The organism is Neobacillus sp. 19 (assembly GCF_049463095.1).
Lineage (GTDB): Bacteria > Bacillota > Bacilli > Bacillales > Cytobacillaceae > Neobacillus.
On sequence record NZ_JBMPZU010000009.1, the window covers coordinates 1 to 14,421 of the forward strand.

At 37.6% G+C, this 14,421-nt stretch carries 13 protein-coding genes; all 13 read left to right on the forward strand.

Going from position 1 to position 14,421, the window contains the following annotated elements:
- Positions 1–170 precede the first annotated feature (170 nt).
- On the forward strand, positions 171–917 hold the full coding sequence (locus tag ACO1D1_RS01310; protein ID WP_423334670.1) for a YveK family protein: 747 nt from the start codon (positions 171–173) through the stop codon (positions 915–917).
- Between the two features lie 76 nt (positions 918–993).
- Positions 994–1,554, forward strand: a complete 561-nt coding sequence (locus ACO1D1_RS01315) for a CpsD/CapB family tyrosine-protein kinase (protein WP_423334671.1) — start codon at positions 994–996, stop codon at positions 1,552–1,554.
- Between the two features lie 54 nt (positions 1,555–1,608).
- A complete protein-coding gene (locus ACO1D1_RS01320; RefSeq protein WP_149871411.1) occupies positions 1,609–3,066 on the forward strand; it encodes an oligosaccharide flippase family protein in 1,458 nt (485 codons plus the stop codon).
- 1 nt (position 3,067) lies between these two features.
- The gene (locus ACO1D1_RS01325; protein ID WP_149871410.1) at positions 3,068–4,384 is read left to right on the forward strand and encodes an O-antigen ligase family protein; all 1,317 of its coding nucleotides are present in this window, start codon (positions 3,068–3,070) and stop codon (positions 4,382–4,384) included.
- Positions 4,359–5,411 (forward strand): glycosyltransferase family 4 protein, encoded by a 1,053-nt coding sequence (locus ACO1D1_RS01330; RefSeq protein ID WP_149872783.1) that lies wholly within the window; start codon positions 4,359–4,361, stop codon positions 5,409–5,411. The genes ACO1D1_RS01325 and ACO1D1_RS01330 overlap by 26 nt, the downstream gene beginning before the upstream one ends.
- 75 nt (positions 5,412–5,486) lie before the next feature.
- Positions 5,487–7,166 (forward strand): glucosamine inositolphosphorylceramide transferase family protein, encoded by a 1,680-nt coding sequence (locus tag ACO1D1_RS01335; RefSeq protein WP_149871409.1) that lies wholly within the window; start codon positions 5,487–5,489, stop codon positions 7,164–7,166.
- Positions 7,167–7,275: 109 nt separating this feature from the next.
- Positions 7,276–8,676: a sugar transferase gene (locus ACO1D1_RS01340; protein WP_149871408.1), complete on the forward strand. Its 1,401-nt coding sequence runs from the start codon at positions 7,276–7,278 to the stop codon at positions 8,674–8,676.
- 16 nt (positions 8,677–8,692) lie between these two features.
- Positions 8,693–9,463 (forward strand): glycosyltransferase family 2 protein, encoded by a 771-nt coding sequence (locus ACO1D1_RS01345; RefSeq protein ID WP_149871407.1) that lies wholly within the window; start codon positions 8,693–8,695, stop codon positions 9,461–9,463.
- A 39-nt stretch (positions 9,464–9,502) separates the two neighbouring features.
- A complete protein-coding gene (locus ACO1D1_RS01350) occupies positions 9,503–10,558 on the forward strand; it encodes an acyltransferase family protein (RefSeq protein ID WP_190284693.1) in 1,056 nt (351 codons plus the stop codon).
- Positions 10,559–10,664: 106 nt separating this feature from the next.
- A complete protein-coding gene (locus tag ACO1D1_RS01355) occupies positions 10,665–11,267 on the forward strand; it encodes a sugar transferase (RefSeq protein ID WP_149871405.1) in 603 nt (200 codons plus the stop codon).
- Between the two features lie 24 nt (positions 11,268–11,291).
- Positions 11,292–12,056: a GNAT family N-acetyltransferase gene (locus tag ACO1D1_RS01360; protein ID WP_149871404.1), complete on the forward strand. Its 765-nt coding sequence runs from the start codon at positions 11,292–11,294 to the stop codon at positions 12,054–12,056.
- Positions 12,057–12,094: 38 nt separating this feature from the next.
- On the forward strand, positions 12,095–13,186 hold the full coding sequence (locus ACO1D1_RS01365; protein WP_190284692.1) for a GNAT family N-acetyltransferase: 1,092 nt from the start codon (positions 12,095–12,097) through the stop codon (positions 13,184–13,186).
- 98 nt (positions 13,187–13,284) lie between these two features.
- Positions 13,285–14,421: an aminotransferase class I/II-fold pyridoxal phosphate-dependent enzyme gene (locus tag ACO1D1_RS01370; RefSeq protein WP_423334672.1), complete on the forward strand. Its 1,137-nt coding sequence runs from the start codon at positions 13,285–13,287 to the stop codon at positions 14,419–14,421.

Consider the following 14,421-nt stretch of genomic DNA (forward strand, 5'->3'; position numbering starts at 1 on the left):
TGTCCATATAGTGAATAAACCAATCATAGAGTTTTCAAAAGAGTCTCAAAGGAACAGATTACTTTCGAATATGGGCTCAAAATTTATTAAAGATAAAGGGCGGCAAAATTATTATACATCACCGGAGGAAGAAGCAAAGAATTTTAACTAGAAGGATGTAGGAGGTCATCATGGACGAAAGAGTAGATTTAAAAAAATTTCTACATATTATTAGAAAGCGAATAGTGACCATTATTCTTACGGTTCTATGTGTATCTCTTTTAACTGTTGGTTTATCGATGTTTGTATTAAAACCAACGTATGAAGCAACTGAAAATATTTTAATTGGCAAGCTTACAAAGATTGATGGTGAATACAGTGATTCACAGGAACTTAGTATGCTGCTTGCTTCAACCATTGATTTTATAAAAAGTCCAATCGTGCTAAATTCCGTCCAAAAAGAGCTCAATATAAATGATGAAGAGTTAGAAAAGAAGATTGTCGTACAAAATAATCGGAATTCACAAATTGTCAATGTGGTCGTAAGGGATCACGATATGGAAGGTGCTAAAACACTTGCCCATACGATTGCCAACACAACGGTTAGTAAAATGAATGATCTGTTTGAGGTTAAAAATATCAAGCTATTAAGTGATGCAAATGGAGATCCCTCCGTTAAAATGGTTGGGAGTTTGACATTAAATGTTGCGATTGGTGCGGTGATTGGGGTTTTTCTTGGCATCGGCCTGGCAATGCTTCGCGAATATTGGGACGATTCTATTAAAGACATTTATGAGATTGAAGGCATGATTGGTTTACCTATTTTAGGAGAAATAAATTTAAAAAGTACAAAAAGAAAAAATAAATATAAAAATTATAGGCAACCTAAGCAGGCAACAGCCTTGAAAGAAAAAAGCGGGGGGGGAAATAAGTGCTAAGAAACGGGATGAGACGAAAAAAATAATCCAAAGGCTTCAACTTAATGAAACGTCAATAAGTTCAGAACAAATTCGAATGATTCGAACGAATTTAGAACCGCTTGTTCATCAACAAACGGCATTATTATTGGTAACCTCCCCCAGCGATGACGGCGAAAAATCAATTATTACATCAAAATTAGCCCTTTCTATTGTTGAACAAGGGAAAAAGGTACTTTTAGTGGATGGCAATATTCGAAAGCCTTCACTAAACCATTGGTTTAAGCTGCCAAATGAGGCCGGATTAACGAATGTAATTGATAATGTAAATGAGGCCTTCCTCAATATTCAAGAGACATTTGTTCCCGGCCTATTTGTCTTGCCGACTGGTCCAATGCCAGTAAATCCGGCAGATGTCTGGATGACAGGTAAAATAAATGAGCTGGTCAGATATTGTGAAGCAAATTTTGATGTGATCATTTTTGAGGGGCCTCCATTTTTGACAGTTTCTGATTCTCATATTCTAGCGAATCAATGTGATGGGGTTATTTTAGTAATCAAAGAGAATAAAACGAAGAAAAAGGACGTAATTAAGACAAAAGAATATTTGGAAAGAAAGAATAATCAAATTTTAGGTGTCATTTATCAAACAGGCTAAAAAAGCAGGGGATTGGCTAAAGGTAACCAGGTGTCATCAAAAGGTGGGGAATTCATGGAGAAAGTAACGAAAAATTCAATAGCTAAGAATATCATCCATCTTTTTTACAGTACAGCACTTTCAAGTATTTTAAATGCTGCAGCCTTAATCGTTTTAGCCAGTTACCTGCAATCCTATTATTATGGGATGTTTAGTGTCGTCTTAGCCATCGCGATGATCATGGGGTATTTTACAGATGCAGGACTAAGTGACATTGTGTTAAGAGAGGGTTCAAAGAAGGATGTGAATCCATCCATCCTTATTTCTTCCTATGTAAAAATGAGACTGGGCTTACTGGTTGTTACCTTTATATGTGGATTTTGCTTTATTCATATTTCACATTCGGGAAATCGAGAACTTATTCAAACGGCGTACTTTCTTGTTATCCCGATGGTAACAGGAGTGGCTCTGCAAAGTATTGGAACGACCTATTTTCAGTTAATAGAAAAAATGCAGTACTTTGGACTAATCCGAATTATTTCCTCTGGCTGCTTAGTTCTCACTCTTACAATTGGAATGCTTTTTCGTTTTAATCCAGTTATTATTTGCGCTCTTTATGGCCTCTCCTATTTGGCTGCCGGTGTTATTGGAGTGTACCTTGTCAGTAAAAATATTCGTATCAGCTTGAATAGTCCGTTCCATAGAGGCTTGTTACAAAATCTGGGTTCATTTACTTTAGGGGGATTGCTTTTTGTACTGCTGCCACAATTAGGGCCGCTAGTACTGGAAAAGACAATCACCCTTAAAGAAGTTGGGTTATTTGCAGTAGCCTATCGAATCCCGCAAGCGCTGCAGCAAATTCCCTTTATCGTTGCAGGTGCCTATTACCCAGTGTTGTTTCGATCCTTTAATAATAATCTTTTAGACGATCATTTAAAATATAATATCTCGTTAATCAAAATCATTGCCTTAGTCGGGATGGCGATGACCATTCCTTTATACCATCTGTCCCATTTCGTAATCGATCTGTTATTTGGTGTGAAGTGGCTCGAAGCTGTATTTCCATTGAAAATTTTATCCTTCATGCTTACGTTACAGGCGATTAATATTGCCTTAGCGGATGGTTTAACGACAAGGGCTTTACAAACGTATCGGACTGCTGTTCAATCGTTTGCCGTCATCTGTGGGGTCTTTCTTTATCTGTTTTTTAGTCGATCATATGGTGTAACGGGAGCGGCTATGGCAGGAGTAGTAATTGAAGGAATTTCCCTTTTGGGATTTTGGTTGTGCATACCCAATCGCTGGATCATTGCAAAAAAGGCAATCATTCCTTATCTTTCCTTTTTTATTATGTGTATCAGCACCACCGGATTTTTTCTAGATTCATTGCCGGTAGTAGCCGTTATCCTCAATTTTGCTTTATTATCCTTCATGCTACTTATAGATAAAGAAACCATGGAAAAAGTAAATGGGTACATGAAAATGATCGGAATGAAACAAAGATGGAAGTCGAAGAAATCACAGGGGGTTTAAAATGGACCACAAAATAACTCCAAATTTGCATAGAAGTCAATTCACCATCTTCTTTCTTTTTTTATTAGTGACTCTGGCAAATTACTACATTTATGTGGGATTTGCCATAAAACCATATATGATTTTTTTGATTTTGTTTTTGACGATTCATATCGGTTCCTTTTACTTTCACAAGCTTCAGCTGTTTGAAGTAGCGATGCTGTTATTTTATTTGATGTACAGCTTCACAGGAGTGTTTGCTTTATATCCGGCCTCCAGCATTAGAATCATCTGCGGAATAATCTTATATATTTTTTGTTATTTTGTGATGAAATCAGTTATAGGCACCTCTAGTAATTCGATGATTGAAAGAGCGATTTCAGATGTTGGGATTATTTTTAATATTGCTAGTTTAGCAATGTATTTTATCGGCTTAAAAACCCTTGGTTTTGTATTCGAGGGTGATCGGGTTTATCAATTTGGTGTGATGCTGGATCGAGATTACCCTCGATTAATCGGGCTTTTACAGGATCCCAACTTCTTTGTTTATTATAATACACTCTTTTTCTCTTATTATCTTTGCCATGCAAAATCGCTGAAAAATAAGCTCGGTTTAATCCTATGTATTATTGCCAATATATTATCATTTTCAAGAGGCGGACTTTTAGTCATGGCGTTTATCCTGCTGATTTATATTTTGCTTAATAACCCTCTTAAACAGTTAAAATTACTGGCCGGTCTTGCCGGTTCACTTTTTGTGGCAGTGTATATTGCGATTGTCTATATGAAGTTCGATATTTTCGACATCTTAGGATCTAGAATTGAGGATTTTTCTCAGGATGGCGGCAGTGGAAGGTTAGAATTATGGGGAAGAGCCTGGGACTATTTTACGACGCATATGTTTTTTGGCATTGGGGCTTTTAATTTTGCTGACTATAACTTCTTTCAATATGGCGATAACCTGGAGGTACATAATACCTTTTTAGATATTTTATCGGAGTCTGGTTTGGTGGGAATATCCTGCTTTTGTTTATTTATCCTATTAGTATTTATCCAATTAATAAAAAGCAGTGTACGTAAAAATAACCCATACCTGCTATTAACCTTTCTTGGAATGATTCTGCAAATGGGGTTCCTTTCGATCATCATTAATGACATGTTTTTTATGTATCTAGCCATCTTAACAACGTATTTGAATAACGAAAAATATGCACGCCAGACTGAAACGCAAAAAGCAGGTTCGTTCCATTCCATATTCTCCTATAAACAAAAATTGAAACTAAATGTCAATCGTAAAGGAAGTGATGCTGCTCATGAATATTCTAGTCATAACAGATAAGCTGATATTCGGTGGAGCTGAAATGTATTTTTGCAAATTAGAGAATCAATTGCAACATCCAGACATTTCCTTTCACTATGCCGCCGGACCCGGAGAGTTATACGGGAAAATCAAGCATAAAAACAACTTTAGTGAGATGAGTAGAACAAAGCACCTGCAGAATATTAAAAAGCTTAGAAAGTTAATTATTGATAAGCAAATAGATGTAATCCATGCGAATAGTTTGCGAATGGTCCTATACTGTATTTTTGTACAAAAAATAACGAAAATGAAGTTCAGGATAGTCTACACAAAGCATAATGTGACCGTTCTTGAAGAGAAAAATCCAGCTGTATTTGCCTATTTGCTAAATAAGCATGTGGAAAAAATCATCACGGTCAGTGACTTTGAGAAGGAAAATCTTATCAAAGCAGGAATAACGGCTGGCAAAATAACGACAGTTTATAACGGTGTTGATATGAAGCAGTTTGCCTTTCATCAAAAGGTAAAAGGGGAATGTTTCAAGATCGGGATCTTGGCAAGGTTATCAGAAGAAAAAAATCATGAGCTGTTCATAAAGATTGCTGGAAAGCTGCGTGACATCCCAAACCTATTGTTTTATATTGCAGGGGATGGACCGGAGCAGGAAAAAATCAAGAGGATGATTGATTCACAAAATTTACATCACAAGATTAAGATGGTTGGCGTTGTTCATCATCCGGAGGAATTTATTAAAGAAATGGACGTCATATTACTTACATCCTATCGAGAGGTTTTCCCAATGGTCATCTTAGAGGCTATGGCAGTGGGAACGCCAATTATCTCCATTAATAGAGGGGGGATTGGGGAAGCAATTATTGGGAATAAGACTGGTTTCCTCATCAATGAGCATTCAGTAGAAGACTTTTGTGATAAAATTCTTGATTTAAAAGTAAACGATGAGATTAGGAAACAATTTATTGAGAACGCCAGAAGAAAAGTGGAAGCAGATTTTTCTTTGGAGCAAATGGTAAATAATACGTTAAATGAGTATCTGACTTGCAGTTAATGGTGTCCCATTACATATGAATAAACTGAATGACATCCTATTTGCTAAGTTGAATACCTTGGGAGTGGTAAGGTGATGGAGAAAAAAGGACTACGTTTCGGGATTATTTGTGACAATATAGCCGTTGAAGGATGGCAAGCAAATAGCATAAAAAAAATGCTGGAGTTGGAGAATGTGGAGGCTGGCTTATTGATCCTGCTTGAGCACAAGCACAGTAAGCAGCATACTGTGAAAGTCTTACTAAAATCTTTGATGACTAAAAAATCTGCTAGTTTACCAACGATGATGAATGGCATCCCTATCCTGGAATGTGAAGTCAGTAAAACAGAAACTGGAGAATATCAATTTTCGAAGAATAATATGGAGAAAATTGCTGGTTTCAAATTAGATTTCCTATTTAATATTAGTTCAAGCCATATCGGCGGAGGAATGGCTCATTTGTCCCGATATGGTTTATGGGCGTTTCAACACAGCTCAGAGCTAAATCGATATTTTTGGGAGATCTATAATGAAGAGCCTGTTACGTTTGCCGGATTAGTTCAGCTCACAGGGGTCAATAAGCCTATTTTGTTAAAGGAAGGATACTTTTCTACCATTAAGGATTCTTATAAAAAAAATCGGGAGCATATTACCTCGACCATCTCAAGTTGGCCAGCCTTGGTGTGCCGGGATATTTTGAATAATAATGCCGAGTATTTGAACCATGCTGCCATTGCTTCTGCATATCCAATTCCTGAAAAACCTACCATGAAGCAAATGGGGAAATTTATTGTCCAGCTGTCTAAGAATAAATATAAAAAGCTGGCTGCAAAATTATTTTCCTATGAATATTGGAACATTGGCATTGTCCCGAAACCGATTCATGAATTTTTAACCGATTCAGATACGAATATACAATGGTTAGTACAAGAGAAAGATTTATATTATGCTGATCCATTCGCTTATCGGGATGAGGGCGGATTACAGATCTTAATGGAAGAATTAGATCATCGAGTGGTCAAGGGGTATATAAGTGCTGCAAGCGTCAGGGATGATACCATCACATTTGATCAGGCACTAATGAAATTCCCATGTCATATGTCTTATCCGTTTATTATAGAACATAACAATCAAGTATACTGCCTTCCTGAAACCTCAGAAGCGAAGGAGGCTACCATTTATCGATTAAATAAAGCCAGTAAAGAATGGGAGAAGGTAAAAACATTAATAGAAGATTTTCATGCTGTTGATTCAACCATCATCAAATATGGTGATTATTGGTGGCTGTTCTGCACGAAATCATTTTCAACTATCCAAAGTCATAATAATGAACTGCATATTTACTATGCAGCTGATTTGCTGGGAGATTGGCAACCGCATGTTCTAAATCCAGTGAAAATGGACATACGGTCTTCTCGGCCGGCAGGGACACCATTTATTCAGGAAGGGGTGCTTTACCGCCCGGCACAAGATTGTTCAAAAACGTATGGAGGAAGAATTGTTTTAAATAAAATTAAAACTTTATCTACTTCGCAATTTGAAGAGGAGCCCGTTTCCTTCATTGAACCTAAAAATGACAGTTTGTATCCAGACGGGGTTCATACGATTTCAAATGCAGGGGGGATTACAATCCTGGACGGTAAGCGTTTTGATTATAGTTTGCTCCATTTCTTCAGGAAGCTTTACAAGTTTAGACCAGTTCAATATGAACAGGTCAAATTGGGAAAGATGGGGAAAAACAAGTCAAAAAAGAGGGTTCAACAGGATTTTTTTTAATCAGATTGTACTTTAAAAAGAATGAATTATTCGTTAAAAGGGAATTATTCTGTCTTTAAACTCTCTCCCTGCTCAAACCTTCTACGTGTTTTAGAAAGGAGAATTGAAAATGAATGATAGATATCGAGGGAGTTGTGTGAAGCTTATTCAAGCAGTTGCCGATATCACTTTAGTCTTTGCAGGTTTTATTATTGCCTATTTGGTTTCCTATCAACTTTCCATCCCAATTGCCGGAACCCTGATCTCTTCCAATTGGTTAATTTTACTTTCGGCATCCAGTTATTTTGTTTTCTATCTATATGACCTCTACGGAGATTGGCAGCGAAAAAATATTCAGCATGTAGTTTATTCCGTTGTATTATCGATGGTGTTTTTTTCAATCTTTATTTCGGCCATTTCCCTATTGACACCCTATCTATCCTTCCAGCAAAGTTTTATCTTTATTGCATTTCTCATTCAGACGATACTATTACTCGCAGCACGTGCAAGTGTTTGGTACCTTTACAAGAAATTTTTCGGTAAAAGGAAGGTCATTATTATCGGGGAAGATTCGAATGCAGGAATCCATTTGGCAGACAAAATTATCAATCATCATAAAGGATGGTTTGAAATATCAGGATTTATTACTGCGGCTAATATGGCGATTATTTATGAAAATATCAAAAAGTGTGATCTTCTTCTCCTTAGCCCGAACCTGAGTGGGGAGGATAAAGAAGAAATTCTGAGCTTATGTATGAAACATGGCAAAGAGGCAATGGTGGTACCGCAGCAATTCGAGCTTTCTGTCATAGCAGCCGATATCCAGCAAATTGATGATATGTTAGTCGTTTCGATCAAACCGCCGAATATAAGCATAAGCCAACGGTTTCTTAAGCGCGGGTTTGATGTGTTGATTTCATTCCTCCTATTAGTAATCGCCAGTCCGCTATTATTGGCGTTATTTCTGTTCATTCCGCTGACGTCAAAAGGACCGGCTCTTTATAAACAAGAGCGGATCGGGCAAAAGGGGAATCCATATATGATTTATAAGTTTAGAAGTATGATTCAAGATGCAGAAGAGAGAACAGGTCCCGTACTTGCAACAGATAGAGATCCCCGAATTACGGCAATTGGAAGATTCATTCGAGCTGTTCGTTTAGATGAGCTTCCACAATTATTAAATGTTCTTAAAGGGGATATGAGCATTGTTGGTCCAAGGCCGGAACGAGAATATTTCATTAATCAATTTAAACAAAAGTTGCCTGAATACCATTACCGGTTAACAGTTAAGCCGGGAATAACAGGCTTAGCACAAGTGTTGGCCAACTATACCACACCTGTTGAAGATAAGTTAAGGTTTGACCTCTTATATGTTCATAATTATTCCTTTTGGCTGGATGTAAAAATCTTATTTCAAACTATTCGTGTGGTCCTTCAGCCTGAACAGGCACAGGGGCTGAAGGAAGAAAACAATCTTCCAAACCAGCGATTACTAAAGAGTCTAAAGAAGAAAAAGGTTATGAACCATTAAGAAATGGGGGAGCAAAATGAACTATTCGGCAGAATCGAAGGTTTCAATTATCACTCCAACCTATAACGCTGCACGATTTATTACTGAAACCATCCATTCCGTTAAAGCCCAAACGTATACAAACTGGGAAATGATTATTGTCGATGATTGTTCGACAGATAACACAGTTGATCTGGTAAAGAAAGAAAGGGAGCTTGATTCTCGAATTAAATTAATTGAGCTCGCAGCAAATGGCGGCCCGGCAAAGGCAAGGAATAAAGCCATCACTGCTTCGTCAGGAAACTATCTTGCTTTTTTAGATAGCGATGACCTTTGGAGTCCCCATAAATTAGAAAGACAACTGAATTTCATGAAAAAAAATAATCTTGCCTTTTCGTTTACGAATTACAGGATTATGGATGAAAGTGGAGAAAGGACGAATACGCTCATTCAGGTGCCCGCAAAAATTAAATATAAATGCCTATTAAAAAACACCCTGATTGGCACACTAACCGTCATTTTAGATAAAAGGAAAGTCGGAAACATACAAATGCCTTTATATCGGGACTGTTCGGAGGATTATGGCCTCTGGCTTTCAATCCTTTCAAATGGAATTGATGCATATGGTCTGAATGAGGAGTTAGCCCTCTACAGAAAACGAGAACATTCACTATCAAGTAATAAACTGAAATCTGCTCAGAAAACCTGGAATACGTATAGGAAGGTTGAAAAAATTAATATACCTTCCGCCCTATGGTATTTTGCAAATTATTCACTTCGTGCATTAAAGAAACATGCCAAAACGTAAAATGTTTAACGATGGATTTCTTGAAATGAGGGGATAACATTGGAGACTAAAAGAAGAAAGCTGTCATTTGTACAGATTTCAAGAGCGATAGCGATTATATTTGTTCTCTTAGGCCATGTCAATATTTTGTTTCATACCAAGTTTAACTATGATTGGTTTGATATGGGGCAATGGGAAAGAACAGGAGGGGTCGATTTCTTTTTTATTGTAACAGGTTTTATGATTTTTTATCTCTATCATAAACAAGCCGGAAGACCGGGAAAGGCAAAGGAATTTCTTCTAAAGCGTGTGATTAGAATTTATCCGCTATATTGGATGTTTACATTATTATCGATTGCTGTTTCGTTATTATTACCATCTGCGGGGGGCAGCTACCCGGCCGAACTAATCTTTAAGTCAATCCTGATCCTGCCTCCCGAACCGATTCTGGATTCTGCCTGGTCGCTTAGTCATGTCGTCTTTTTCTATCTTTTGTTTGCAGCTTATATTTTCCGGCCGAAAATCCTTAAACCTCTCATTGCTATATGGATTCTGGCTACGATGTTAATAGGCTTAAAGTTTGTTCCTTTTCCGGAGCATTCCTTTATTTTTAGCTTTAGCAATTTGGAAATCATTTGCGGATGTGTAGTGGCTTATCTGACGCTTAACTTTAATTTTAAATATTCAACCTTGTTCGTAACAGCAGGGCTGCTTGGATATTTAGCGGTTTGGTTAAATAATATATATCAAATTTTTCATATACATGTGCCGTTATTCTTTTGTATATTTTCCATGCTTCTTATGCTGGGGATTGCCGAAAAAGACAAGAAGGAAAGGCAAACACCAAAGGCACTGTCATTCTTGGGGGATGCTTCTTACTCCATTTACATTGCTCATGGGCCATTTTTACATCTTTATATTTTACTAATGGTTAAATTTCATGTAATAGGTGCTTTAGGGTACTTTTTAACAATGTCAGCTGTCATTATATTAACCGTCCTTTCCTGCTGTCTCGTATATCAGCTTATTGAAAAGCCAATGTTGAAATATTTACGAAAAGTAGTCTTCACAAAGGTAAATCGTTCGATAGACATGCCATTAATAATGGGTAAATAGAATGATCAAGGGAGCACCCTTATCCTTGATATATATTTTTTTATTGATTTTGTTCGTTATTAAGGACGAATAGTGTTTCTAAATTGACCGAAATGAGGAGGTAACAATGAAAAGATTTTGTGATATTTTTGTGAGTTTACTCCTCCTATGTCTCTTTAGCCCGATCATACTTGGGGCTGCCGTCGTTGTAAGGGTGAAATTAGGCTCTCCCATTCTCTTTAAACAAAAACGAGTGGGGTATCATGAAAAGATTTTTACTGTCTATAAGTTCAGAACAATGACAAATGAAAAGGATTTAGCAGGTAATGACTTGCCGGATTCTGTGCGGTTAACAAAGACGGGGCTTATCATTAGACGCTTAAGTTTGGATGAATTACCGCAGTTGCTTAACGTCGTAAAAGGTGATATGAGTTTGGTCGGTCCTCGGCCGCTATTAGTCCGATATTTGCCTTACTATTCTGATCAAGAAAGGAAAAGGCATACAGTTCGTCCGGGAATTACCGGATACGCACAAGTAGAGGGCAGGAATCAACTGGATTGGAACACAAGATTGGCATTAGATGTTTTTTATGTCGATCATCAATCATTATTCTTCGACTTGAAAATTATTATTAAAACTATCAGTAAAACGCTAAAACGCGAAGGGATTGCTGATGTTCCTGCTGATCAGATGTTAGATTTTGATGTTGAACGAAGGATGAAGGCTTAGTCCTTAAGGGGTGAAATGGGATAAATGAAAATACAGATTGAACCTTTGCGAAATAGAGATGCACCTCTCATCCCCGAGCTAATCAAATCGGGAATGAATCGTAAGATATTTCCGCTTACGATATTTAGTTCAAAAGGCTATGAAGCATATCTAAACAAGTGGCTTACCATTGCGGAGAAACACCGAAAGGTCAAGTTTTATGGGGCATTTACCGGTGAGAGGCTGGCGGGCTACACAGAATGGCGCGTGTTGGAGGAAGCTCTTTTTTTAAATAATATTTATGTCTTTCCGGAATATCAGGGTCTAAGGATCGGCAGGACCCTGCTGGTTGAGCATGGGAAACAATTACTAGATCAATTTGGAAGGACCAAGATTTCCCTTGATGTATTTGCTGATAACATGGCGGCAATAAATTGGTATAAAAAAATTGGCTTTGTGAAAATAGGGTCTTCCAATTGGTATGTCCGGGAGCAAACAGCTGTAACAGATTGGAAAGGTCCCTCAGGAGGATGTTGGATTGAGAACTATCCTAATGCGGAATCGGAGCAAACGGCATATGGGTTTTCACAGCTTATGTGTTCAACCCGTAATGGTACTTACCAGATTGGGAGAATCACCGATCAATACTACCGGATAACCAATCCTTCTGCCCTCTATGATACTGATTTGCTTCAATATCTTAATGGGCTTGACCCTGGACGCCGGCTGCTTATCGTCACAAATAAGGAAGTGCCACAGCCGCACGTATTATTGTGTGAAAGTAACAGAATGACAGCAAGGTTTAATTGAGATTCACTTTATTAGAGAAATTCTTTGGGGGGACGTTAGTGGTTTATACATTATTTGATTTAAGTGAAAGAGAAATCTGGCATCATTTTCTCGAAAAGACAGCCAGTAAGGATATTTATTTTACACCTGAATACTTAGAAATTTACGAGAGGAATGGGGAAGGGAAAGCGCAGCTGTTTTTGTACCAAGATGGAGAGGATTTTATTTATTATCCATTTCTAGTAAGAAATCTGCAGGACATTCCGATAACGGATGAAGTCCGAAAAAAATATGGAGAATTGTATGATATTACAACTCCTTACGGTTACGGGGGACCAATAACCAATACAACAGATGGTGTGAAGAAAAAACAATTATTTCGCCAATTTGAGGATTCATTTCGTTCTTATTGCGATCAACACAAAATCATCTCGGAGTTTGTCCGATTCCATCCATTCATTCGGAATGATTTAGATTATCAAGATATCGACTCACTACTGAACCGCCATACGATTTACATTGATTTAGCTTTGGATTTAGAAGAAATATGGGCGAATTACGATAATAAAAATCGAAATCGACTACGGAAGGCAGAGGCCAACGAATACTTTACAATGGTTCATCGCCCTGCGAATGAATTTGAAACCTTTATGAATTTATATTACAAGACAATGGATAAGAAACATGCGTATGAATATTACTATTTTCAAAGGGAATTTTTTGAAAATCAAGTGGAACTGTTGAGTGGTCAGTTGGAATTAATTGAAGTCATAATGGACAATAAAGTGATTATGTCCTGCTTCTTTATGCATCATGGGGAGTTTATTCATTATCATTTATTGGGTTCTGATGAAGATTATCTTAAGTATTCCCCAAACAATTCGCTGATCCATTATGCTGTTGGCTGGGCAAAAGCCAAGGGGTTAAAAGTTTTACATCTTGGCGGGGGCTATTCAGGGGATCATGATACCTTGTATCGATTTAAAAAGCGGTTTAATAAATATGGGGATTTACCCTTCTATATTGGAAAAAGAATTCGTAATGGGCTTATTTATCAAGAGCTAATTAAAAGCCTTCCAGTTGCCAATAATTATTTTCCTTTGTACCGGCATCCGGACCTGATCGCAGAAAATCATTTAAGCAAACAGTAGCCACATGTTCATTGTCAAACAGAAAAAATCAGTAAAGAATGGATGTGAGTGAGCTCATGGAAAATAATAAAAAGAGAATTTATCTCTCCCCGCCCCATATGACTGGCAATGAGCAAAAATATATTGAAAGGTCATTTCAATCCAATTGGATTGCTCCACTGGGTCCTAATGTGGATCGGTTCGAAGTGGAGATTGCTCAATATGTGGGAGTTAAGGGAGCGCTTGCTGTAAGTTCAGGTACGGCAGCTATCCATCTGGCCTTACGTCTGCTGGATGTAAAGGCAGGTGACAAGGTTTTTTGTTCCACACTTACATTTGTCGCAAGTGCAAATCCAATTCTTTACCAGCAGGCAGTACCGGTGTTCATAGATTCAGAGTTTGATACATGGAATATGTCGCCAAAGGCCTTGAAAAAAGCTTTTATGGATGCTGAAAAAGAAAGAAAACTGCCCAAAGCTGTTATTGTTGTTCATCTCTATGGTCAGAATGCAAAAATGGATGAAATCATAGAAATCTGTAATTTTTATCAGGTCCCGATTATTGAAGATGCTGCAGAATCATTGGGCTCTACTTACAAGGAGAGAAAAAGTGGTTCGATTGGTAAATTTGGTGTCTATTCCTTTAATGGAAACAAAATTATTACCACTTCGGGCGGGGGAATGCTGGTTTCGAATGATCAGGAGGCATTGGCTAAGGGAAAGTTTTTCGCAACACAAGCACGCGATAATTATCCCTATTATCAGCATAGTGAACTAGGCTACAATTATCGAATGAGCAACATCTTGGCCGGAATTGGAATTGCGCAGCTAGCTGTAATTGAAGAGAGAGTAAAACAAAAGCAGGCAATTTATCAGCAATATGTACGTGAATTAAGTCAAATTAAAGAGTTTGTTTTTATGCCTGAATACCAAGGGACCCGTCATAATCGCTGGTTAACGGCTTTATATATTGACTCAGAACCACCAGTGTATACCCCGCTTGAGTTAATACAGGAACTTGAAAAAGAAAATATTGAAGCGCGACCGGTTTGGAAGCCCATGCATTTACAGCCATTACTTAATAAATACCGGTTCTATCCACATTCCAGTCAGTTATCCGTTGCGGAATGTTTATTTAAACGAGGGATTTGTCTGCCTTCAGGAACCAGCATGACTGAAGCGGAACAATTACGTGTCATCGATACAATCCAATCTTTTATAAATAGTCGGAGTAAACAGCATTTTATTGCTACATAG

Bases quoted from the DNA above. Each gene is read 5' to 3' on its own strand.
- ACO1D1_RS01360 (WP_149871404.1), top strand. From the start codon at position 11,292: ATGAAAATACAGATTGAACCTTTGCGAAATAGAGATGCACCTCTCATC.
- ACO1D1_RS01315 (WP_423334671.1), top strand. From the start codon at position 994: ATGATTCGAACGAATTTAGAACCGCTTGTTCATCAACAAACGGCATTA.
- ACO1D1_RS01310 (WP_423334670.1), top strand. From the start codon at position 171: ATGGACGAAAGAGTAGATTTAAAAAAATTTCTACATATTATTAGAAAG.
- ACO1D1_RS01355 (WP_149871405.1), top strand. From the start codon at position 10,665: ATGAAAAGATTTTGTGATATTTTTGTGAGTTTACTCCTCCTATGTCTC.
- ACO1D1_RS01335 (WP_149871409.1), top strand. From the start codon at position 5,487: ATGGAGAAAAAAGGACTACGTTTCGGGATTATTTGTGACAATATAGCC.
- ACO1D1_RS01370 (WP_423334672.1), top strand. From the start codon at position 13,285: ATGACTGGCAATGAGCAAAAATATATTGAAAGGTCATTTCAATCCAAT.
- ACO1D1_RS01345 (WP_149871407.1), top strand. From the start codon at position 8,693: ATGAACTATTCGGCAGAATCGAAGGTTTCAATTATCACTCCAACCTAT.
- ACO1D1_RS01320 (WP_149871411.1), top strand. From the start codon at position 1,609: ATGGAGAAAGTAACGAAAAATTCAATAGCTAAGAATATCATCCATCTT.
- ACO1D1_RS01340 (WP_149871408.1), top strand. From the start codon at position 7,276: ATGAATGATAGATATCGAGGGAGTTGTGTGAAGCTTATTCAAGCAGTT.
- ACO1D1_RS01325 (WP_149871410.1), top strand. From the start codon at position 3,068: ATGGACCACAAAATAACTCCAAATTTGCATAGAAGTCAATTCACCATC.
- ACO1D1_RS01330 (WP_149872783.1), top strand. From the start codon at position 4,359: ATGAATATTCTAGTCATAACAGATAAGCTGATATTCGGTGGAGCTGAA.